The 21547-nt window shown below is 69.6% G+C and carries 16 protein-coding genes and 1 pseudogene; 6 read left to right on the top strand and 11 right to left on the bottom strand.

Annotated elements, in window-relative coordinates; genetic code table 11:
• Nucleotides 1-15: 15 nt before the first annotated feature.
• Nucleotides 16-1131 (bottom strand): acyl-CoA dehydrogenase family protein, encoded by a 1116-nt coding sequence (locus ABT078_RS18700; RefSeq protein ID WP_351228990.1) that lies wholly within the window; start codon nt 1129-1131, stop codon nt 16-18.
• Nucleotides 1132-1240: 109 nt separating this feature from the next.
• Between ABT078_RS18700 and ABT078_RS18695 the strand changes: the two genes are divergently transcribed.
• Nucleotides 1241-2404, top strand: coding sequence for an acyl-CoA dehydrogenase family protein (locus tag ABT078_RS18695; protein ID WP_351228988.1), 1164 nt, complete (start codon nt 1241-1243; stop codon nt 2402-2404).
• 165 nt (nt 2405-2569) lie between these two features.
• Here ABT078_RS18695 and ABT078_RS18690 read toward each other — a convergent pair whose 3' ends face one another.
• From ABT078_RS18690 to ABT078_RS18670, 5 genes are all read right to left on the bottom strand, one after another.
• Nucleotides 2570-3202, bottom strand: a complete 633-nt coding sequence (locus ABT078_RS18690; protein WP_351228986.1) for a DUF5134 domain-containing protein — start codon at nt 3200-3202, stop codon at nt 2570-2572.
• A 64-nt stretch (nt 3203-3266) separates the two neighbouring features.
• Nucleotides 3267-3731, bottom strand: coding sequence for a cupin domain-containing protein (locus ABT078_RS18685; RefSeq protein WP_351228984.1), 465 nt, complete (start codon nt 3729-3731; stop codon nt 3267-3269).
• Between the two features lie 495 nt (nt 3732-4226).
• Nucleotides 4227-6455, bottom strand: a complete 2229-nt coding sequence (secD, locus tag ABT078_RS18680; protein ID WP_351228982.1) for a protein translocase subunit SecD — start codon at nt 6453-6455, stop codon at nt 4227-4229.
• A gap of 596 nt (nt 6456-7051) precedes the next feature.
• Nucleotides 7052-7717 (bottom strand): response regulator, encoded by a 666-nt coding sequence (locus ABT078_RS18675; RefSeq protein ID WP_351228980.1) that lies wholly within the window; start codon nt 7715-7717, stop codon nt 7052-7054.
• Nucleotides 7714-8670, bottom strand: coding sequence for a HAMP domain-containing sensor histidine kinase (locus ABT078_RS18670; protein ID WP_351228977.1), 957 nt, complete (start codon nt 8668-8670; stop codon nt 7714-7716). The genes ABT078_RS18675 and ABT078_RS18670 overlap by 4 nt, the downstream gene beginning before the upstream one ends.
• 351 nt (nt 8671-9021) lie before the next feature.
• Between ABT078_RS18670 and ABT078_RS18665 the strand changes: the two genes are divergently transcribed.
• The 3 genes and pseudogenes from ABT078_RS18665 to ABT078_RS18655 all read left to right on the top strand — a co-directional run.
• Nucleotides 9022-9345: a TraR/DksA family transcriptional regulator gene (locus ABT078_RS18665; protein ID WP_351228973.1), complete on the top strand. Its 324-nt coding sequence runs from the start codon at nt 9022-9024 to the stop codon at nt 9343-9345.
• A gap of 46 nt (nt 9346-9391) precedes the next feature.
• Nucleotides 9392-9766 carry a TraR/DksA family transcriptional regulator gene (locus tag ABT078_RS18660; protein WP_351228971.1) on the top strand — a complete coding sequence of 125 codons (375 nt, stop codon included), beginning with the start codon at nt 9392-9394 and terminating at the stop codon, nt 9764-9766.
• A pseudogene (locus tag ABT078_RS18655) lies at nt 9763-10557 on the top strand (rod shape-determining protein); the annotation flags it as partial. The gene ABT078_RS18660 and the pseudogene ABT078_RS18655, both read left to right, overlap by 4 nt.
• Before the next feature lie 601 nt (nt 10558-11158).
• On the opposite strand, the gene rph reads toward ABT078_RS18655, so the two are convergent.
• Both rph and ABT078_RS18645 read right to left on the bottom strand, forming a co-directional pair.
• On the bottom strand, nt 11159-13762 hold the full coding sequence (gene rph, locus ABT078_RS18650) for a rifamycin-inactivating phosphotransferase (protein WP_351228969.1): 2604 nt from the start codon (nt 13760-13762) through the stop codon (nt 11159-11161).
• Nucleotides 13763-14885: 1123 nt separating this feature from the next.
• Entirely contained in the window at nt 14886-16334 is a 1449-nt protein-coding gene (locus ABT078_RS18645) for an MFS transporter (RefSeq protein ID WP_351228966.1), read from the bottom strand.
• A gap of 68 nt (nt 16335-16402) precedes the next feature.
• On the opposite strand from ABT078_RS18645, the gene ABT078_RS18640 reads away from it, so the two are divergent.
• A complete protein-coding gene (locus tag ABT078_RS18640; RefSeq protein ID WP_351228963.1) occupies nt 16403-16882 on the top strand; it encodes a winged helix-turn-helix transcriptional regulator in 480 nt (159 codons plus the stop codon).
• A gap of 248 nt (nt 16883-17130) precedes the next feature.
• Here the strand turns inward: ABT078_RS18640 and ABT078_RS18635 are convergent, their stop codons facing one another.
• A complete protein-coding gene (locus tag ABT078_RS18635; RefSeq protein WP_351228961.1) occupies nt 17131-17658 on the bottom strand; it encodes a GNAT family N-acetyltransferase in 528 nt (175 codons plus the stop codon).
• Nucleotides 17659-19225: 1567 nt separating this feature from the next.
• Between ABT078_RS18635 and ABT078_RS18630 the strand changes: the two genes are divergently transcribed.
• Nucleotides 19226-20206 carry an outer membrane protein assembly factor BamB family protein gene (locus tag ABT078_RS18630; protein WP_351228958.1) on the top strand — a complete coding sequence of 327 codons (981 nt, stop codon included), beginning with the start codon at nt 19226-19228 and terminating at the stop codon, nt 20204-20206.
• A 102-nt stretch (nt 20207-20308) separates the two neighbouring features.
• On the opposite strand, the gene ABT078_RS18625 is transcribed toward ABT078_RS18630, so the two are convergent.
• Both ABT078_RS18625 and ABT078_RS18620 read right to left on the bottom strand, forming a co-directional pair.
• Nucleotides 20309-20947, bottom strand: a complete 639-nt coding sequence (locus ABT078_RS18625) for an SDR family NAD(P)-dependent oxidoreductase (RefSeq protein WP_351228956.1) — start codon at nt 20945-20947, stop codon at nt 20309-20311.
• Between the two features lie 31 nt (nt 20948-20978).
• Nucleotides 20979-21547 (bottom strand): oxidoreductase dimerization domain-containing protein (locus ABT078_RS18620; protein ID WP_502981247.1); only part of this gene is annotated, 569 nt, incomplete at its 5' end.

Here is a 21547-nt window from a genome sequence, read left to right as displayed (position 1 = left end):
CCCGTTAGGTCGACGTCAGGACAGATGTGCCGATCCGAGGAGACGGTCGGCGAGTACGTCGAGCCGATGGGCCGGCGAGCCCAGAAGTGAGCGCCGCGCCCGGGCGCGCCTGAGTAGTACGTGGGACCGGTGCTCCCAGGTGAAGCCGATGCCCCCATGGGTCTGCAGGGCGTCGGCCGTCACCGCCTCGACCGCGTCGGCCGCCGCCGCGAGTGCGGTACGAGCCGTCACGTCGGCGTCGGCACGCTCGCTGTCGAGGGCGTGGGCCGCCCCCTGGACGAGCATCCAGGCGGCGTCCAACTGGACGGACCGGTCCGCGAGTACGTGCTTGATGGCCTGGAACGATCCGATCGGCCGGCCGAACTGCCGACGCTGCCCGGCATACTCGACGGCGCCCTCCAGCGCGCGTCGCGCGGTGCCGATGAGCTCGGCTGCCAGCACGGTGAGCAGGCGGGCGACCGTGTGCGCGCCGAGCGGTCCGAGCGGTCCGAGCGGTACGGCGGGCGCGCCGGTCAGCCTCAGGCTCGCCATCGGCTCGGTGACGTCCAGCGACTCCACGGAGGTCCGCGCGGTGGTCGGTTCGGCGAGTTCCACGAGGACCGGCCGCGCCGGGGCGCTGCCCTCGTCAGCGAAGGCCAGCAGCAGTTCGGCGTCGAGGCCGAACGGCACCGCTGCCAGCACGCCGTCCACCGCCGCGCCGTTCAGCGTCAGCGAGCCCGCCCGCCGGCCGGGCACCATGTCGGCGGGGAAGGTCTCCCAGGCCGGTACGGCGGCGGTGGAGCCGTCCACGACGCCGGCGAGCGCGGCCCGCGTGCCGGGACTGTCGGCGTGCTCGGCCAGCACTGCGGCGACGGTCGCGGTGGCTGCGAACGGGAAGGTTGGCAGGGCCGACCCCACCCGCTCGGCCAGGACACACAGCTCCGCAACACCGCCACCCGAGCCCCCCAGTCTCTCGGGCACGCCCAGACCGAGCAGTCCGAGTTCCGCGAGCGATGCCCCTAGCTCACGGTTGAGGGTCTGGGGGATGGCGCCCCAAGGCGGAGGAAGGGTGTTCCTGCGGGCGTGGACGGCGAGCAACCGTTCTGCGGTTCGGCCCAGTTCGAGCTGTTCGTCGGTTGGCGCGAAGCGCATCGGGGTCCTCCTCACGTCGGGGGAAATCCACGGCGCCCAGCATTGACTAGTGAGTCTATCTACGCAACTGTTCTGCTCATTCGCTTACCGAAGACACCAGGAGGTCTTGGTGGAACCGCAGGGCAGCGAGTCGGCCGAGCGCTTCCGCGCTTCGGTGCAGGCATTCGTGGCGGACCTGGTCCCACCGGACTGGCGGGGCATCGGCGCCCTCGACCCGATCGAGCGCGAGACGTTCCAGGAGAAGACGCGGGCCGCGCTCGCCGAGCGCGGCTGGGTTGCCCCGGCATGGCCGCTGGAGTACGGCGGCGCCGGCCTCGGACCGGCGGAACTGGCCGTCGTCATCGAGGAGCTGACCGCAGCCGGTATTCCTTCCGGCTCGGACAACGACGAGTTCGGCATCACCATGCTGGGCAACACCATGCTGCGCTGGAGCGACCCGACCCTGCTGCGCCGGTTTCTGCCAAGGATTGCCTCCGGCGAGTATGTCTTCGCGCAGGGCTTCTCCGAGCCGGGCGCCGGCTCGGACCTGGCCTCGCTCTCCCTGCGGGCCGAACCGCACGGCGACCAGTGGGTACTGAACGGGCAGAAGCTGTGGTCCTCCGGCGCACACAAGGCGAACTGGACGTTCGTCCTGGCCCGGACCAAGCCCGACGCCCCGGCGCACCGCGGCATCAGCATGCTCCTGGTCCCCTTGGACCAACCCGGCATCGACATCCGTCCGATCCGCAACCTCACCGGCGAGGCGGACTTCAACGAGATCTTCTTCGACAACGCGACGACCGAACTCGGCCTGGTCGTCGGAGAGGTCGACCGCGGCTGGACGGTTGCGATGACGCTGCTGGGCTTCGAGCGCGGCGCGACCGCGCTCAAGGCGCCGATTCGCTTCCGCAACGAGCTGGACCGGCTGATCGAGCTGGTCCGCGAGCGCGGCCTGCACCGCGACCCCGACATCCGCCGCCGGGTCGCCTGGTGCCATGTCCAGGTCGGGCAACTGCGCTGCCACGGGCTGCGCACCGCCGCCACACTGATCGCCGGAGAGGAACCTGGCCCCGCCGCCGCCGCGTTCAAGCTGCTCTGGAGCGAGTACCACCAGCGGGCCACCGAGCTGGCCGTGGACGTCCTCGGCCTGGACGCGCTGACTCCGACCGGGCGGCCCTCGCCGAACTGGTTCCACACCGACGACCCCGGCGCGCCGAACTCGTCCGCGTCCTGGACCAGCGTCTACCTCAACGCCCGCGCCGGCACGATCTACGCCGGTTTAAGTCGCGCCTGACCAGGTCAGGGGCGAGATCCGCGTCCGGGTCACGTCGGGTGAAGCCCTTGCCGCGGCGGGGCTGATCCCGGCCAGGCCGGCCTGGCGCATGAGCCATCACCTATGTGGTGAGGGATTGACAGCGTGTGCCCCCTGGAGGCGGTTGAGGTGGCGGGTGGGCGGAGGTCAGTGCGGCATGAGCAGCATGATGACCGTGCCCAGGGCCATCGACCCGTCCCAGAAGTGTCCGTAGGGTTCCTGCCCGGTGTGCGGGCCCGCCGCGGGGTGCGGTGGGGTGCGCAGAGGGGGCATGACGCGGATCAGCGACCACAGAGCGCACGCCAGGAGGTACAGCGCCAGCACGGCGGTGATCGCCTCGGTGGCTGCCGACGGGCCGGCGGTGTGGCCGAGACGGGTGGTGTGGTGCGCGGCGGGAAACGTGTCGGCGAGGTCCTCGTGGGAGGGGCTCGCCGCGGTGTGGGCCGTCCACGCCATCCACGCCATCGCGGCCATGCCGGCCGTGTACGGCAGTCTTCTGACGGTGGCGGCGAGCCGGGACTCCTGGTGCCGGCAGACGGCGGTGAGCGGGAACCACAGGACGGCGGCCGCGAAGAATGCCGCCTGTGCGGTGTGATGCAGCGACCTGCCCCAGCTCCACGGCATCACCGCCATGACCAGGGCCATGGCGGCGTGCAGCAAGTGGTCGCCGCGTCCGCGCCATCCGGTGTTGCGGGACATCACGCCGCGCCGCAGCCCGTGGACGGCGGTGGCCGTGAACAGCGCGGTCAGCAAGCAGTACACGACATCGGAGGCACTCATGCCTGATCGTGCCCTCTCGCTCCGGAGCGACCTGCTCCGTTGGGAACCGGCGTGGATGTGCGGGTCAGGCGGTGGGCCGCGGGGCGCGCAGGTGGGCGCGCTGCTTGAGCTCCTCCTCGTCGACGAGCTCGAGCATGGGCTTGCCCGGCGCGCACATCATGGTGACCACGAACTCGGTCTTGGCGTCGGTGAGGGCGTTGCCGTCCTGGTAGTGGATGGCGTCGCCGCCCGGCTCCCAGAACGTGCCGCCGGCCTCGATGATGCGCTCGGGCTCGCCCTCGAGTTCGAAGCGGACCGCGCCCCTGATGACGTAGCCGAACGCCGGGCCGAAGTGGCGGTGCGGCGGGGTGCCGGGGTCGCCGGGCTCCCACTCGACATGGATGGTCATCGCCGAGGCGCCCTCGGGGACGGTGATCGGGGAGGCGTCCTGGAGCATCTTCGCCGCCCTGGTCCAGCTCGGGCCGTCCTCGCCGCCGGTCCCGTGACCGTGACCGTGGCCGTCGTGCCCGTGCTGTGAGTTCTCCGACACTGTGTCTCACCTTCCATAGGTCCACCACGTCGTGGGTGGCACACCGTCCGCCGGACACGTGATCGCGTATCCGGTCTCAAGACCGTTTACTCACCATGACCGAGCACGCGGTGGATCCGTGACATCGGCGACGGCGGGTCGCGCCGTCCACACCCTTGTGCCGGTGGTGCGGTATCACAACAACGCGGCGAGTCCTGTCCTGGACGCAATACCGGGACTCTGTCGGTGATGTTGGTGGGGTGCTGGCACCTGGGCCCGGCGGGTGCTTGTCTGTTGGGAGCGGGGCGATGTCAGCGGTGGGGGTGGCGCGGTGTCGTTGCGGCCGGAGAGTCATCGGAGGATCCCAGTCAGGACGGTGCGGTCTGCCTGCCCAGCCCCGGCCGATGCTGCGTCCGACCGGAGCCTGTCGCCTGATCGGCTCAGGCGACAGGAGCAGACCGTGTTCTGCGTGAGCGGTGGACGGGATGCCTGGACCACGGGCCGTGGTGAGTCCCGCTATGTGCGGTTGTGCAGTTCGATGGCCAGTGGTGTGGCGGTGAACATGGAGGAGTAGGTGCCGACCGCGAGGCCGGTGAGGAGGGCAAGCGCGAAGTCGGTGAGGGACTCACCGCCGAGGACGGCCAATGCAGTGAGGATGAATGCCGCGCCCATGCCGGTGTTGACAGTGCGGGGCAGGGTCTGCAGGAGTGCCTGGTTGGTGATGCGGGAAAAGGGCGTTTTGCGGTCGCGGCGGCGGAGTTCTCTGATCCTGTCGAAGACGACGACGGAGTCGTTGACGGAGTAGCCGATGACGGTCAGGAGCGCGGCGAGGAAGACGCCGTCGATGGGTTTGCCGAGCCAGGCGAAGATGCCGATGAGGATTACCACATCGTGGGCGAGGGCGGCGACCGCGGCGGTTCCGAACAGCCAGTGGAAGCGTGCCGCGAGATAGATCAGCTGGGCGCCGAGGGCAACGGCCAGGGCGATGACGGCGCCTTGGCGTAGTTCTTTGCCGAGGCTGGGGCCGATGGCTTCGTCGCGCAGCTTGTTCGCGCTCCGTGTCAGATCGCTGACGGTTTCGCTGATTTCGGTTGCCTGTGCGTTGCTCAGCTGGTGGGTGCGGACGGTGAGTTGGTTCTCGCCGGAGGTCTGGACGATGGCTCGGGGGAATCCGGCCTCAGCGAGGGCAGCGCGGGCCCGGTCGGGGGCGACGGGGGTGGCGGTTGAGTATTCGATGATGCGGCCGCCGGTGAATTCGATGCCGAAGTCGAGGCCGCGCAGGGCGATGCCGGAAACGGCCAGGACGAGCGCGGCGACGGAGGCGGCCAGCCACCGGCGGGGGTGGCGCATCAGGTGGGGGTTTCTGCGGCTGAGGCGGTCGCGGATGGTGCCGGTGTGAGCGATGCCCGTGAGGCGAGGGCGTCGGCGCACCCATGGGCGGGCGGCTGCGTGGTCGGCGAGCACGCGGGTGGTGACCAGGGCGCTGAGCATGGAGGCGAGGACGCCGATGCCCAGGGTGACCCCGAAGCCGCGGACGGGTCCGGAGGCGAGGAAGAACAGCAGGCCTGCGGCGATGAGGGTGGTGATGTTGGAGTCGGCGATCGCGCTGAAGGCGCCGCGGAAGCCGGCGGTCAGGGACGAGCGTGTGGTGGCGCGGTGGCGCACGGCGTACTCTTCGCGGGCGCGTTCGAAGACGAGTACGTTGGCGTCGACGGCCATGCCGATGGCCAGGACGAATCCGGCGAGTCCGGGCAGGGTGAGGGTGGCGCCGAGTGCGGCCAAGGCGGCGTAGGAGATGAGGCCGTAGCAGGCCAGGGCTACGGTGGCCAGGACGCCCATGAGTCGGTAGACCGCGATGATGAACAGGGCGGTGAGCGCGGTGCCGATGGCGGCGGCCCAGGCGCTGGCCGTGATGGCTTGGGCGCCCAGGGTGGGGCCGACGGTGCGCTGTTCGACGGTCTCGACCGGCACGGGCAGGGCTCCGCCGTTGATGAGCAGGGCCAGTTCTCGCGCTTCGTCGGCGCTGAAGGATCCGGTGATCTGCGTGGAGCCACCGCTGATGCCGGAGCCGCAGGAGACCGACGGGTCGACCTGCGGCGAGGAGATGATCTTGTCGTCGAGGACGATGGCGACCCTGCGGGCCGGGTCGCCCGCCGGGTGGCAGGCAGCCTGGCCGGTCAGGCGGGCCCACCCGTCACGGCCGGGGCCTTTGAAGTCGACGATGACGTGCCATCCGGCGCCGCCCTGCTGGTCGAAGCGGGTGGCGGCTTCTTTGACGTCGTTGCCGGTCAGCGAGGCTGCCTGCAGGCGCAGGAGCTGGCCGGACTCGTCGGCAAGGACGTGCTGGCGGGGTCGTTTGGGCAGTGGATCGGGAGTGTCGTCGGCGCTGTTGGCTGTGCCGAGCACCTGGTGGAAGGTGAGCTGAGCGGTACGGCCGAGAACGTCGGTGGCCTTGGTCGGGTCCTGGACGCCGGGCAGCTCGACGACGATCCGGTTGCTGCCGGAGCGGGCGATGGTGGATTCGGTGACGCCGAGCGCGTCGATGCGGCCGCGCAGCACTTCCACGGTGCGGTCGGTGGTCTCGCTGTCGGGGTGGGAGGTGGCGGTGGGTCGGGTTTCCAGCACGATCTGCGTGCCGCCGCGCAGATCAAGCCCAAGTTGGACGGGCACGGTGAGCGCGATGTACAGGGACAGGGCAACGGCAGCGAGGGCGAACAGCCCTCTGATGCGCAGGGATCGGTTCAAAGCGGGCCTCCGGCAGGCACACCGCGGCCAGGTCAGTGGCGGCGGTCAGGAATAGGGAGAGAAGGGTGTGTTTCAGGTGCCTGGCGGTGGAGGTGGTGCACGCATCGGGTGACAGTCCGATGGCTGTGTGGAGGTGGGCAGGCGCAGCGCCGGCAGCGGTGAGGAGGCGGACTGCGGTGGACTGTCGGCTGTGCAGCATGGGGCGAGGCTGGCGGGGGCCGGCGGAGCAGGTTGTTCGCCGGTGGTGTCGCGGTGGCTTCGGGACGCGGCGCTGCCCATGGCGGAGTGTCCGTCGTCCGCGTAAGGTCCGCTGCCGGCCTGCAGCGCCCCGGAAGCGAGTACCGCACCGTGCGGTGCATGAGGGCATGTGCTGCCGTGTGCCGGTGGGATGAGCAGGGCGGTGAGGACGCCGAGCAGGACAGCGATCACCGCTGCCGGGCCGAAGCCACCGGTGCGCGGGACGGTGTGCGTGGAGCGTGCCATGCCCGTCCCTCTCATTTCGGTGCGTGTCGGTATGGCCGGCCGGCGGCGGGCCGTGAAGCCTCAAGGTCTCGGCTGGGGAGTGGGCAGCTGGACCTTGAGGCGGTCAGGAAGGGTCAGGGTTCGATGAGGCCGGCCCGGATGGCGTAGCGGGTGAGCTCCAGTCGGTCCCGCAGGCCGAGTTTCTGCAGGAGGTTCGCCCGGTGTCGGTGGACGGTCTTGATGCTGATGAAGAGGATCTCGGCGATCTCCTTGGAGGAGTGGCCTTCGGCCACGAGCTTGAGCACCTCCTCTTCTCGAGGCGTCAGGACCTGGTCGGGGGGTTCCTCGCCCTGGCGGACGCGGTCGAGGTAGTTGCGGATGAGGGCGGTGACCGCGCCCGGGTAGAGGAAGGGCTCGTCGCGCATGGCGGCCCGGCAGGCGGCGACCAGGTCGCGGTCGGCCACGGACTTCAGCACGTATCCGCTGGCGCCTGCCTTCAGCGCCTGGAAGAAGTACTGCTCGTTGTCGTGCATCGTCAGCATCAGCACGCGTACGTCCGGCTTGAGCGCGAGGAGTTCCCGTGCGGCCTGCAGACCGGTCATGCGGGGCATGGCGATGTCCAGTACGGCGAGGTCGACGTCGTGGGTGCGGGCCAGGGCGATGGCCTCCGCGCCGTCCCCGGCCTCGGCGATGACCTCAAGGTCTGGTTCGCGATCGAGGATGAGCCGCACACCCCGCCGCACCAGCGCATGATCGTCGGCGAGGAGGATACGGATCGTAGGCGTCTGGGTCATGGTCATGGCTTTCTGGGGACGGGCACGGTCAGCCGGACCTGTGTACCGGCCTTCGGCTGGGAGGTGATGTCCAACGTGGCCCCGGTGAGCAGGGCCCGCTCGCGCATGCCGCGGATTCCTGCGCCTTCGGGCGCGACTCCTGTTCCGCGGCCGTCGTCAGTGACGGACAGGACCACCACGCCCTTGGCGTGGCGCAGGCTTACCTCGACCCGGTCTGCTTCGGCGTGGCGGGCCACATTGGTCAGGGCCTCCTGGGCGACCCGGTACAGCACCAGTTCCGTCTGCTGATCCAGGGCGGGCAGGTCGGGGTCGAACTGGCGCAGCACGCGCAGTTCGGTGTGGGTGGCGAATTCGGTGGTCAGCGAGGTCAGGGCGCTGATCAGGCCGAGATCGTCCAACACGCTCGGACGGAGCCGGCGCACCAGGCGGCGGACCTCGTCCAGGCTCTCCCGGGTGATCTCCTGGGCCTGCTGCAGCTCGTCACGCAGTGGTTCGTTCGCCTCGGCCTCGTCGGAGGCCCGTTTCAGCGCGAGCAGGATCGCGGTCATGCTCTGACCGACTTCGTCGTGGAGTTCCTGGGCAATGCGGCGCCGTTCGGCTTCCTGCGCGAGCAGGGCGCGGGCGCTGCTGGTGGCCCGTTCCTGCTCCAGCCTCTCGAGCATGGCGTTGAAGGTGCGGACCACTTCGGCGATCTCGCTGCGGCCGTGCGCAGGCAGCCGCTGGCCGGGGCGCAGGAGGTCGACGGTGGTCATCAGCTTCGTCAGCCGGTCCAGGGGGCCCAGCCCGATCCGAAGCAGGGCCGCGTTGGCGACCAGCATGACCACAAGGCCGGCCACGAGGATGACCGCCTCGGTCAGCAGGACCGGAACCGAGACGGTCACCGGAGCCCACAGCAGCAGCGCGGTGGCGGTACCCAGCACCATCGCATTGAGCGCAAAGATCCGCCAGAACAGGGACACCGGGATGACGCCTTCCTTCGTGACACGGCTTTGCCTCTACTGTCGGTCACCGCGCACCCCAAGCGTGAGCTGCGGCCACTGATCTTGACCGGCCTGCCTCCAGCCTGCCCGTCAGGCGCTCCACTCGTCGATGGGCTCCAATGCCCATTTCCTGACCTTGGACTGCCCACACCGCGGATGGGCCCTGCGATCTGCCGCAGATGGGTATCGCGCCCGATGGGATTTACGCGGCGTATCGCTCACGGTGGGGGCATGACACACCGACCGTGATCCCGGCCATCGCCCCGAGCCGCACCCCGCCCCATCACACCCCGTCCCCGTACACCCTCTTGTGTGAAGGAAGGACCCATCATGTCGCTTGATACGCCCCGCATCGGAGTTCGTCCCGAGCGTCTGACGGCGCACGAGGCCCGCCAGCGTCTCGAGCACGAACGCAACTCCCGACTGACGCAACTGCGTGCCGTCGGCGAGGCCCGGCAGGGCGCGGAGGAGATGATGTCGGCGCAGAAAGACACCATCGAGCGGGTTCTCAAGGAGATCGAGGCCGCGTTCACCCGCGTCGAGGACGGAAGCTACGGAATCTGCCTGGGCTGCTCCACGCCCATCCCGGTCGAGCGCCTGGAAATCCTGCCCTACACGCGGTTCTGCGTCCCCTGCCAGCTCACCGCAGCCTGACAACTGCCCGCCCAGTCTCCGTCTCCCGCCCTGCCCAAGGGGTGAAGTGGTGAACCATCAGATCATCGGCGACCGCAACACGACCCTGTCCATCGAGGACCTCGCGGCGCTACGCGACAACCTGCACGAGCAGCGCCTGTTCCGCCAGGAGCAGCTGCAGCAGATCGCAGCCGCCGCCGCGCCTCGCACGTACGCGCTCCTCGACCGGCAGGCCGCCTCCCAGTTCGAGGTACGGGTCAAGCTCGCCGCCTCCGCCCGCATGGTCCTCGCCGACGTCGTAGCGGCCCTCGAACGCATGGACCAGGGCCGCTACGGCGCCTGCCACCTGTGCCGTAGGCCCATCGCCCGCGAGCGTTTGATGATCGTGCCGCAAGCCCGCTACTGCGCCCGCTGCCAGCAGGTCAGGGAGGCAGGACGATGACCACCACAGCCCGACCCGGCGCCGTGACCGCCCCGCCGCGGCCCTGGCCCTTGTACCGCCAGAGCTTCGGCATCGCCCTCGACCTCGGCAGCGCCCGCACCCGGGCCTGGATGTCCAGCCGGAGAACGATCCTTGACGCGCCCACGGTGACCTTCCCCGGCGACGGCGCGATCCACCCCATCCAGCGCGGCACCATCGTCCACACCCCGGGAACCGCCCGGATGCTCGATCGCCTGCTCGGTCACCGCCTGCCCCGCTTCGGCCGCCGCCTGATCGTCCTGACCGCCCCCGTACTCGGAGGAGTCGCCTTCCGGACCGAGGCCCGCATCGCCGTCCAGGTGCTGCGGCCGCACGCCGTGCTGACCATCCCCACCGCGCGAGCCGTCGCGCTGGCCACGGGCGCCGACCTGGCCCGTCCCCAGCTTGTCATCGACATCGGCGCCCACCTCACTGAGGTCACGCTCCTCACCGATGGCGCAGTGACCGACGCCCGCCATACCGCCCTGGGCACCAGCGACCTGGACAACCTCACCCCACCCGCGCAGATCACCGACGCAGTAGTCGCGATGGTGACCACGATGCTGGAACAGGACCACACCACTCACACGCTCGACGCCCTCCAGCGAGGTGCACTCCTGGCCGGCGGGGGCGCTCTGCGCCCCGACATCACCCACCGACTCGCCGGCCAGTTGCACGCCCCTGTCAAGCCCGTGCCCGCCCCGCACACCGCAGCCGTCCGAGGCGCCGCCCAACTGCTGGAAGCCGCGCACACGCACCCCTCAATCACCGGGATCATCGAGTCCGTGGACCCGCATCAGCCCGCCGCACCAGTCCCCACCAGTCCCGGCAGTTCAGAATCCCAGACCGGCCGTCCCGATGCGGATGGAGAGACACCGTGGCTCGCGGAATCCCCCCTGCCGGAGCAGAGGACGGCCGTCAGTCAGGGACCGTGGACGATGTCGGGCCGGCCGTACTACTTCGACCCGACCGAGGAGGGGCGGTGACGATTGCAGCTGATGGTGGCGCGCGGGAACCGATGAATCGGGTGGCGGCTGGGTTCAGATGGCCACCAGCGGCTGGCCGTTCGGCAGCGGTCCGCTGTCCTGGCTGATCGAGGACCTGGCTATCGCTGCCGCGCTTGTCGTCCAGCTGCTCGCCTCGGGCTTTCACGAGGGGCGCTGTCCGGTAGGTGATCGAGAACGTAGAAAGTGCCTCTGAGCTGCAACGATAGGATGTGCTGAGGGTCCTGTACGTGGTAGCGGAACAGGCACTTCCCAGGTGAAGCACAGCTACGGGTCGTGTGCGCGTTGCGGGCGGCGGTCGTGGGCTGGTCATCAACTGCTTGGCGTTGTTTGGTCGGACGCTACGGATGGGGCTTCTCGGTGTGGTCGGTCAAGGCAGGATCTCGACGTACCCGTCGGTTCCGTGCACGCGGATCCGCTGCCCGTCCCGGATCAGCCTGGTGGCCTGCTCCACGCCCACGACGGTCGGCAAGCCGTACTCCCGGGCGATCACTGCGCCATGGGTCATCAGGCCGCCCACCTCCGTCACCAGGCCCGCGACTCCGACGAACAGCGGCGACCAGCTGGGGTCCGTGAAGGTCGTGACCAGGATGTCGCCCGCTTCGAGAACGGCCTCCGCCATGTCAAGGATGACGCGGGCCCTTCCCTCGATGGTCCCGGCGGAAACCGGTAGGCCGATCAGGGCGCCGGCCGGCACGTCGTCGCGCCGGTACGCCCCGGTGACGGCCTCACCATCCGATGTGAGCACCCGGGGCGGTGTGAGCGCGTGGTACGACCGGAAGGAGTCCTTGCGCTGCTGGATGAGCTGGTCATCTACCTGGTTCGAGCGCACGACGTCGTGGAGTTCCTGGAACGTGAGGTAGAAAATGTCGTCCTTCTCAGGAAGCACGTTGGCCTGCACGAGGCGTTCGGCCTCTTCCAGCAGGGCCTGCTTGTAGACGAAGGAGCGGCTGACGATGCCGTACTTCGGGTACTCCCGGTACCCGATGAAGGTTCTGACCCGGTCGATCATCCGCTTGGCCTCGTCGGCTTTCTGGTCCCCGTCCGGCAGGGCCCGCAAGCGTGACAGCACGTCCTGTTCCTTCTTCTGAGCCTTCTGCCGCCCTTGCTCGAAGCGCCGCTCGGCGGCGCCCGGCTCGAAGTTCCTGACGTTGTCGAGGATCACGGGCACGAGCGTGGTGGGGCGCTCGCGCCAACGTGGCCTCGTGATGTCGATCTCGCCGACGCAGCGCATGCCGTACCGGTCGAGGTAGGCCTCTATGGCGTCGCGCGCTTCGGTCCCGCCCGCGAGCTTCGCCAGCTCGTCCAGGAAGGCATCGTCCTCGACGTACTCGACGCCCTGCAGGAACGCCACCACCTCCGGCTGCGGGCGGATCACGTCCGCGACGTCGAGCAGCGCCAGTCCCATCTCCGACGTGACGTTGTCGGGGGCGGACAGCGTCAGCGTGTCAGCCGCGTTCTTCTCGCCCAGCCACTCCTGCAGCTTGTCGTTGAGCCACCACGTGGCCTCCATCCCTGCCATGATCGCCTGGAGGTTCAGCGGATCACCGAGGACTCGCTTGTGCTCCTCGAAGGCCTCCAGCAGGAAGTCGAACAGCGCCGGTCCGGTCTTCGTCCGGATGTCGCGCTCCAGGGCGGCGATGGACACCTGGCTGCGCTCGATCAGCTCGGTGACGATGGCCGGATCGGTCTCGATCGGGGCGGACGCACCGGCTGGCGGCCCGCCGGGACCCGCGTCCGGGAGCGACGGGGCGAAATCGTCGCGGTCGAGGACGGTCTCCAGAGCGTCCCTGATCAGCGGATCGGCTCTCCCCATGGCGTCCAGGAGGCCGGCGCGGCTCGCGGGCGAGGCCAGGCGCCGGGTGACGTCGACGAACAGCCTCCCGCCGGCCTCGTGCATCGGCACCATGGCCGTCAGCTGCCACACGGAGAGCCCCAGAGGCTTCATGGGGTCGGTCATCATCTGCCCATGACCAACGGAGACGTAGACGTGATTCTCCTGGTCGCCGGTCTCGGGGATGGGGAACAGCGTCGTGATCGGCCGGCTCTGAACGATCTGGAAGCCATCATCGACCAGGCACCATTCGATGTCCTGCGGGCGGCCGAAGTGCGCTTCGATCCGCCGCCCGAGCTGCACGAGCCGCACGACCTGCGCATCCGTCAGCGCCGGCTGCTCCTGCCGCTGCGAGTCGATCGCCACTTCCTGCGTACCGCCGGCCGGTAGGGCGTGAACGGCACGCTGTTTGGCGGCGATCGCCTTGGCGACGACTTCGCCGTGTCGCACCTTGAAGACGTCAGGGTTCACCAGGCCGGAGACCAGGGCCTCGCCGAGGCCGAAGCCGGCGTCCACGGTGGCGACCTTCCGGTTGCCCGTGACGGGGTCGGCCGTGAACAGGATGCCGGCCGCATGCGGGAAGACCATCTGCTGCACGACCACGGCCATGTGGACCGTACGGTGGTCGATGCCGTTCCGCTGGCGGTAGGTCACGGCCCGCTCCGTGAACAGCGAGGCCCAGCACCGGCTGACGTGCTGGAGGATCGCCGCCGGCCCCACGACGTTCAAATACGTGTCCTGCTGGCCGGCAAAGGAGGCCGTCGGCAGGTCCTCTGCCGTCGCACTGGATCGGACGGCGTAGGCGGCTTGCTCGCCGAGCTGGGCGAGCGCGCGGGTGATCGCCGCCGCGAGATCGCCCGGGATGGCCATTCCTTCGATGGTCCGACGAATCTCCGCGCTGAGCGTGCCGATCGCCTCCTGGTCGTCCGGGTTCAAGCGCGACAACTGATCGAGCCGATCGTCGATCGACGACGCTTCCGCCATGATCCGCCGGAAGGCGTCCGTCGTCACGCAGAAGCCACCCGGCACGCGGATGCCTTCGATCCGCGACAGCCCGCCCAGGTGCGCGCCCTTGCCGCCAACGACGGCGACCTGCATCTCGTCAACCTCTTGAAGATCCAACACGTACCGCTCAGTCACTGCGACACCTCCGAGGCAGCCGTGCTCCGTTGCACTGCGGTGGCCGATCGAATCACCGGCGCCTCCAACTCCGTCGAACCTCTTGTCGAGCACGTCCTCTATCCCTGGTTGCTTTCCCTCTGACGAGTCGGCCGGCCGCTGCGCCCAGTCGTGCGCAGCGCACCCCCGCACCCCCGCGCCGAGCACCCGCAACTGCACTGCCGGCACCACCACTGGTTCGACGTCACCGCGTCCCCCATACCTCGACAACAACACACGCACGTCGCGCCCCCATTTCCACAGGTTGTGGCATCGGCCGACGATTCTGCGCCACCCCCGGGGTCTTGCGGCAAGCCCCCCAGCGCGCTATATCTTGAGAGTGGCAAGGAGAGGGCTCTCCTTGCCTTTGCCTTTTGCCGTCCAATGGAACTGACAAGCTTCTCGCGAAGCGGTGGCGAACCGTGTACGGGTACGCGTCGTTGGCCCAGGCGGATGTCCCATCGGCCGGCTGGAGCTGGTCACCGAGGCGGTACGTGCCGCGCTGGAAGAACTCGCCGGCACGGCCCCGCACTTGCTGGCCGGCCGCGAGCTTGTCGTATCTCTGCGCCACGAGGCCATGGAGTCGAGTACAGATCGTCAAGAACCTCGGCGCCGCCCGCGTGAGCGGCGCGGCCCGCGGCCCGCAACGTCTCGACCTGCTCGCGGACCTCGGCGCCGACGAGGCGTCGACATCGTCCTCGACCACCTGTGGGGCCGGCCCACCAGCAGGCCATGCCCGCCCTGCTGAGCGCCCGCCCCGACCGCTCCAAGCCCCTGGCCTGGGTCAGATCGGCTCGATCGCCGGCCAGGAGATCACCCTGCCCTCGTTCCTGCTGCGCGCGGCCGACCTGAACATCATGGGCAGGAGCCAGGGTTCGGTGACCACCGCCGGCATCTTCGCCGAACTCCTTTCCCTCGCAGCCGAACTCACCAAAGGCGGCCTTGCCGTGGACCCGCTCCCCGCGCCGTTGCCGGAGGTCGAGCGGGTGTGGAAGATTCCCGTCGAGCCCGGCCGACGTATCGTCCTGCTCCGTGACCTCCTGACGCCCGTCGTGTCCGAACGTCGGTACTGGCCCAGCTGCCGCAGAACGAAGGGAAGGGTCGGTCAGGACGCGTCCGTCAGAGCCTGCGCATCCGCCTCGGGCTCCTTCGACGCGGCGGACGCCGTCCGGCCCGAGCCGCCGCCACGGCTGAGGTGCACACCGAACGCCGACGTCGCCAGGCCCAGTACGGCGGCTACCCACCAGACGATCCGGAAGTCGTGAAGTGGGGCGGAATCGACGTGGGAGCCGACCACCGCGACCAGGACGGCGACGCCGACCGTGGTCGAGATCTGGCGGACGGAGTTGACCAGCGCTGACCCTGTTGCCGCACGGTGTCCCGGCACGGCGTGCACACCGGCGGCCACCAGTGTGCCCAGGGCCAGACCGACACCCGCACCGGTCAGCAGCTGGTTGGGCAGCAGGCCACGCAGATAGTCCGGTGTGACGGACGCGAAGCACGCGAACCAGACCATGCCGCCGGCGAACAGCAACCCGCCCGCGGCGATCAGCGGCCCCTGCCCGAAGCGCTGCGCGGCGCGGGCGGTCAGAATGGTGACGACCGGCACGAGGGCGGGACCGGGGACCAGGGCGAGACCGGTGCGCAGTGCGCTCCAGTGCCAGACCTCCTGGCACCACAACACGTTCGACAGCAGCATGATTGCGAAGGCGACGCCGAACACGAGGCTGCCCGCGTTCGCCGCTCCGAAGCGCGGCAGCCGCATCAGGTCCAGCTCGAACAGCGGGCGGGGGTGCCGCAGGGACCTGAGAACGAACGCGGCGCCGCTGATCACGGCAACGACCAGGAGCAGTACGAACCTGCCGCTCGTCCAGCCCCAGTCGGGTGCCTGTACCAGCGCCCCGGACAGCGCCGCGACCGAGAAGATGACCAGCAGGGCGCCGAGGAGGTCGGGAAGCGGTCCGGCCTCCCGTGCGGTCAGCTTCGGCAGGACCGATCGGCCGGCGACGAGCGCCACGATGCCGATGGGCAGGTTGACGGCGAAGACCCACCTCCAGTCCACCTCGGTCAGGAGGCCGCCGGCGACGGGCCCGGCGGCTGCGGCGAGTCCGCCGACCGCAGCCCAGCTTCGGGTGGCCTGGGTGCGGCGCTCGGCCGGCACCGTCGCCAGCAGCAGGGCCAGGGACGTTGGAATCTGGGCGGACGCCCCGATGGCCTGCACCACGCGGGCCACGACGAGGGTCTCCAGGTTCGGGGCCAGGGCACACCCCAGCGACGCGAGGGTGAAGACGGCGATCCCGGTGAGGAAGACCGGCCGCTGGCCTATGCGGTCACCGGCACGCCCGGCCACCACCAGCAGCGCGGCGAAGGTGATCGTGTAGGCGTTGAGGACCCAGGACAGCGAACCGAGGCTGGCGCCCCTGCCGCCCCCGGAGAGGTCCTCTCCCATGGCCGGAAGCGCCACGTTGACGATCAGCAGATCCAGGTTGGTCATGAAGACGGCCACCAGGACGACTGCGGCGGCCGTTCGAGGGTGCTTTGAAAATCGAAGCATGGAAGCCATGGCGCAAGCCAAGCACAGGGTGATTTGGAAATCAAACCCTGTCGGGCCATAATGGGGCAATGACCACGCGCATCGATCCCCAGGACATGGCCGGACGCCCTTGCTCGCTCTCCGCCGCCCTGCAGATCGTCGGCGACCGATGGGCCCTGCCGGCGATCCGCGAGGTCATGCTCGGCAACCACCGGTTCCGGCAGATCGCCAGGAATACCGGCGCCCCCACGGACCGCCTGGCGGCGCGCCTGAAGGCGCTGGTGGAGAGCGGCGTCCTCGAACGGCGCCCGCTGCCGGACGACGGCCGCTACAGCGGCTACTACCTGACGGAGGCGGGGCGCGATCTGGGGGGCATCACCCGCGAGCTCATCGGCTGGGGCGACCGCTGGGCCGTCACAGCGCCGCCCGGCCGGATCCGTCACCGGGACCACGAGCTCGTCACTCACACGGTCTGCGAGACCTGCGGCGAGCAGGTCCATGGCGAGGACGTCCACCGGGAGGAGCTGATCCCCGGCTGGGACCGGACCGGCCCGGTGCAAGCCCCGTAGACCGTGCGGTGGTCGTCGATCCCGCCCCGGAAGGGGCGCGTGATCTCGGCGCGGTCGTCGGCCCGGAAAGTCGCGCGGATCTCCGGTCGTCGTCCTCGATCCGCTCGTCCAGGGCCAGGACCCTGCACGCAGAAAGCGCCTTCCGCTTGGACCGACAGAACCCCTCGACAAGGTTCATCGTCCCAGCTCAGAAGGCACTTTCGTATTTCCTCCCCGCTTCCGGCCTCATCTCAACCGAAACGGCGAGGTTAGTCGCCGAGGACCCGCTCCCACAGCAGCCCGTCCCGCCAGCTCCCGTCGAGAAAGATCGAGGAGTGCGCGACGCCGTACGGGCTGAACCCGTTGCGGCGCAGCACCCGCTGCGACGGCAGATTCTCCAGATTGGTGGACGCCTCGGCGCGGTGCAACCCGAGTTCGTCCGTCATCACCCGGAGTACAAGCCCGACGGCGTGCCCGGCGTGCCCTTGATTCTGGGCGACGCTGGCGATCCAGTATCCGACGGAGCCGCGGCGCAGGTGCGGCTGCGGCAGGATGCCTCCGACGGTGACCTGCCCGATCACCTGGTCGTCGGCGAGCACCACGCCCGGCCAGACCGAGCCGGCCCGGTATCCGGCCAGCAGACTGTCGATCCGCTCCGCCTGGCCCTCCGGGGTGAAGAAGTCGGCCGGCTGGGCCGGTTCCCACGGCCGGAAAGCCTCGAAGTCCCGCACCCGATGCGCGGCTATCGGGGCGGCGTCGGCGGGCTCGATCAGGCGGATCCTGGTGCTGCTGCGCATGGGCTGATCCTCGTCGCGGCGCGTCGGATGAGACGGCCAGCCTATGCGAGGGTGCCCGCGCCGCCGCACCCTACGCCCGCCGGAGGATCGAGTCGATCGCGCAGCTCGTGTTCTCGATACCCTGCACCTACAAAGTGCCTTCCACTTGGACCGACAGAACTCCTCGACAAGGTTCATCGTCCCAGCCCAGAAGGCACTTTCGTCACTCCTCCCCGCTTCCGGCCTCATCTCAACCGAGACGGCGGGGCTAGGCCATCTACCACTGGAGCGGCGCTTGCGATGTCATGACCGGTCGACGGCACCTCCTTCGCCCTGTCCGCTCCTACGCTGTTCAGCCGGCTGAAGAAGCCTGCCAAGGGGCCGACGTGGTCACCTGCGCGTGGGGCTGTTGGGCGACGCTGAAATTGCCGACGGGGGCGGCATTCAAGGTGCCGAGGGCGGAAGTGGAATCGCCCCACTGGGTGTGGTCCCAGCGGGGCGATTATGGGCGAGGTGTCCAAGAAGCCAGCTACCACGGGCGGATCACCATCTCCGTGGCCGCAACAGCCGGTGCCGACTTCATCACGGTCACCGTCAGCAACTTCGGAAGTCCTTGCCGCCGTCATGCTCGGCAACCCCATGAGTTACGACGAGGGCCCTGCTGGTGGCAGCAGATGCCTGCCGACGTGCGCTCCGCCCTGTCGCGGCCGGGCGCGTTGCCGTTTCCCCCACCACGGGAAGCGCGCGGCCTGGCCGAGCTCGACCGGGGCGAGACCTACTCACCGCCGCTGGACAACCCACGAAGGCTGCGGGACGCCGCGCTCTCCGAAGCACTCGTTCCACGGTCCGACGATGGAACCCCCGGCTTGCCCAGGCCGCCGCCTTCGCCGCACTTTTCGATGCTCCCCCCGACCCCCTCAAGGCGGCGCTGGACGCCCTCCTCGCCGCGGCGGTCACCCATGACACCGACTGCCCCCACCTCTTCGCGGGGGCCGCCGCGCCTCCCCAGCGACGGCCACCGCGCCAGAGGCGGAGGAAGACGGAGCCGGCGTCGAGCCCGCGCACGACGAGATCTCCGCATACTTCAGCCTGAACGCCCGGGAAGAGGAACTCGTTCGCCACGCCCGTTCGATCGTCCCGTCCTACGAGGTCAGTCCGCTGCGGAACGTGCCGCTGGTCAGCGCGGTCATCCGGTTTGACGACGGGACCCGCTGACCGAGGAGACCTGAAGCTGGAGGGGTTCGGAGAAGGGGAGGTCGACCTGTACCACGATGGCTGGGAGCTGATCTGCAGCCGCCCCTTCGAGGAAGGCCCGTACGCCCAGTTTGCCCAGTCGTACCCGGCCGTCGGCCGTGTCGGGACCGGCTTGATACGGTCGGCGGCCGTGACCCCTTTTGAGCCTGCCGCGAGTGCCGGGTCTGCGTATTCCGCCGATTCGGCCCGCGCGCATGCGGCGAAGCGTGCCCTGTCCCGGCGGAGGTTGCTGCTGGGCGTGCTCGGTGGGGTGGGCGCTCTCGCCGCGGGCTGCGGAGGCGGGCGAGGTGGCCGAATAGAGCGCACGTCACCGATACCGATAGGGAGTTCCTCTGTGTCTCTGCCCCAAGGCACCGTGCGCTGGTCGTTCGAGAGCTACGGCACCAACGCGGTGACGCCCTCGTCCGGGCATGGGAAGGTGTACGTCGGCGGCGCATCCTTGTTCGCGCTGGATCCCGCCACCGGACATCTGTTGTGGGAATGCGAAACCGACGATATCGCCGACTGCACGCCCGTGGTTGTCGACCGCACGGTCTTCGCGGCCGGTGGGGATCTGCTCGCCGTCGACGCGGAGACCGGTAGCGTGCGCTGGCGGCGGCCGCCCGCACCCGAAGGCGGGTTCCACGGCGCGACATACGCGAACGGGATGATCTGCGCAGGCGCCGGCCCCACCACCCTGCGCGCGTTTGACGCTGCGACCGGAGAGGACCGCTGGCATGCCGCGCTCGATGGATTTCCCGCTGCCGAGCCACGCTTCGCCGACGGCGTCTTCTATGTGAGCCGCACCGGCGGGGTTCATGCCGTCTGCGCGTCCACGGGGACGCGTCGATGGACGGCGGACACCACCGGCGCGGTGGTCACGGCCCCGACGATCGTGCAAGGACGGGTGTTCATCGGCATGAGCCAGTCGGAGTCCGGCGGCGCGCTGGGCGTACGAGCATTCGATGCCGCGTCCGGCCAGACCCTGTGGCACGCCGACACCGACGGGTACGTGGGCAGTGCCCCGATCGTGGATGCGGGAGTGCTGTACGCAACAGCGGCAGGCGGCACGGCGTTTACGCTGGACCCGGCGACCGGACAGCAGGGTTGGCGCACGGAGGTCGGCGACGCGGGCCAAGGCCTCGCGGTGGCGGACGGTGTCGTATATGTGTGCGGCACCTGGACGGTGACCGCGCTCGACGCCGGTACGGGAGCACCGCTGTGGTCGTCGAGGCCGGAGGTTTTCGGCCTGTGCGCGCCGCTGGTCGTGAACGACACCGTCGTGCTGTGCGACGGAGCCGGTTGGGTGTACGCGGTGGCCCCACCGCTTTCTTGACAAGGTCACCGCGCCCGCACGCAAACCGCGTCACCCAGGCCTTCACCGACACCCGACCTCGGTGTTGCCTACCATCCGCGTGCCATCGTGATCATTGGGCGGTCACGCGTTGTAGCCGCCGTGGGCGTCCAGCACCGAGCCCGTGACGTATGAGGCGGCGGGGCTCGCCAGGAAGGCGATCGCCGCGGCGATTTCGTCGGGGTGGCCAACGCGCTGCAGGGACAGCGAGCTGACTATGGCCTTGAGGACCTCGGGGTCCGGCGGTTCCATGCCGCTCTCCATCAGTCCGGCCTCCACGACGTTGGCCGTGATGTCCCGGGGCCCGAGGTCCCGTACGACCCCCATGGTGTACCTCTCGATCCCTGACTTGGTCGCCGAGTAGTCGGCAAGGCCCGGGACACCGACCCGGGAGGCCAGTCCGGAACTCACCGTGATGATGCGGCCGCCCGCGCTCAGCACTCGGGAGGCTGCCCGGATGACGGCGATCACGCCGAGGTAGTTGGTGGCGTGCATCCGGTCCAGTGCGGCGGTGTCGGCGTCCGGGTCGTCCACCGTGCGGCCCTGCTCCACGGAGATCGCCGCGTTGTTGACGAGGATGTCCAGGCCGCCGAAGTGCGCGATCACGTCGTCGATCAGCGCCGGCGCCCTGCTCGTGTCCGCCTGGTCGGACTGGAAGGCGACGGTCTTTGCTCCCTTGCCGCGTACCTCGTCGACGACGGCCTGCGCCTGCTTCTCGGGCAACGTCTTCTGCCGCTGATGGCGGCACCCTCGCCTACCCGCGGTGGGTTTCCAGCAGCCGTAGCCAGACTTCGCTGATGGTGGGGAATGCGGGGACGGCGTGCCAGAGTCGTTCGACCGGCACCTCGCTGGTGACGGCGATCGTTGCCGAGTGGAGCAGTTCGGCGACACCGGGACCGACGAAGGTGACGCCGGCGATGGTGCCGCGGTCGGTGTCGATCAGCATGCGGGCTTTGCCGCGGTATCCCTTGACGTACTGCTGTGCGCCGGCGACGGAGGAGAAGTCGTGGTCGACCACGGTGACCTGGCGTCCGGTGCGCTCCGCGTCCTGTGTGGTCAGGCCGACGGCGGCGACCTCGGGGTCGGTGAAGATCACCTGCGGTACGGCTTCGCTGTCGGCGGTGGCGACGTGTGCGCTCCATCGGCTGTCGTCCACCGGCTCACCGTGGGTGCGGGCTCCGATCACGGCGCCGGCGATCCGGGCCTGGTACTTGCCCTGGTGCGTCATCAGGGCGCGGTGATTGACATCACCGACGGCGTAGAGCCATCCGTCCGGGACGGCGGTGACCTGGAAGGTGTCGTCGACGGTCAGCCAGTCGCCGG

The organism is Streptomyces sp. NPDC002133 (assembly GCF_040296405.1).
In the GTDB taxonomy this organism is placed as follows: Bacteria; Actinomycetota; Actinomycetes; order Streptomycetales; family Streptomycetaceae; genus Streptomyces.
The sequence above is the reverse complement of the archived record's forward strand: the minus strand, read 5'-3'. Positions and strand labels throughout refer to the sequence as shown.

Coding starts and splice junctions, on each gene's coding strand:
- ABT078_RS18700 (WP_351228990.1), bottom strand. CDS start 1,131: ATGCGCTTCGCGCCAACCGACGAACAGCTCGAACTGGGCCGAACCGCA.
- ABT078_RS18690 (WP_351228986.1), bottom strand. CDS start 3,202: ATGAGTGCCTCCGATGTCGTGTACTGCTTGCTGACCGCGCTGTTCACG.
- ABT078_RS18675 (WP_351228980.1), bottom strand. CDS start 7,717: ATGACCATGACCCAGACGCCTACGATCCGTATCCTCCTCGCCGACGAT.
- ABT078_RS18665 (WP_351228973.1), top strand. CDS start 9,022: ATGTCGCTTGATACGCCCCGCATCGGAGTTCGTCCCGAGCGTCTGACG.
- ABT078_RS18645 (WP_351228966.1), bottom strand. CDS start 16,334: ATGCTTCGATTTTCAAAGCACCCTCGAACGGCCGCCGCAGTCGTCCTG.
- ABT078_RS18640 (WP_351228963.1), top strand. CDS start 16,403: ATGACCACGCGCATCGATCCCCAGGACATGGCCGGACGCCCTTGCTCG.
- ABT078_RS18635 (WP_351228961.1), bottom strand. CDS start 17,658: ATGCGCAGCAGCACCAGGATCCGCCTGATCGAGCCCGCCGACGCCGCC.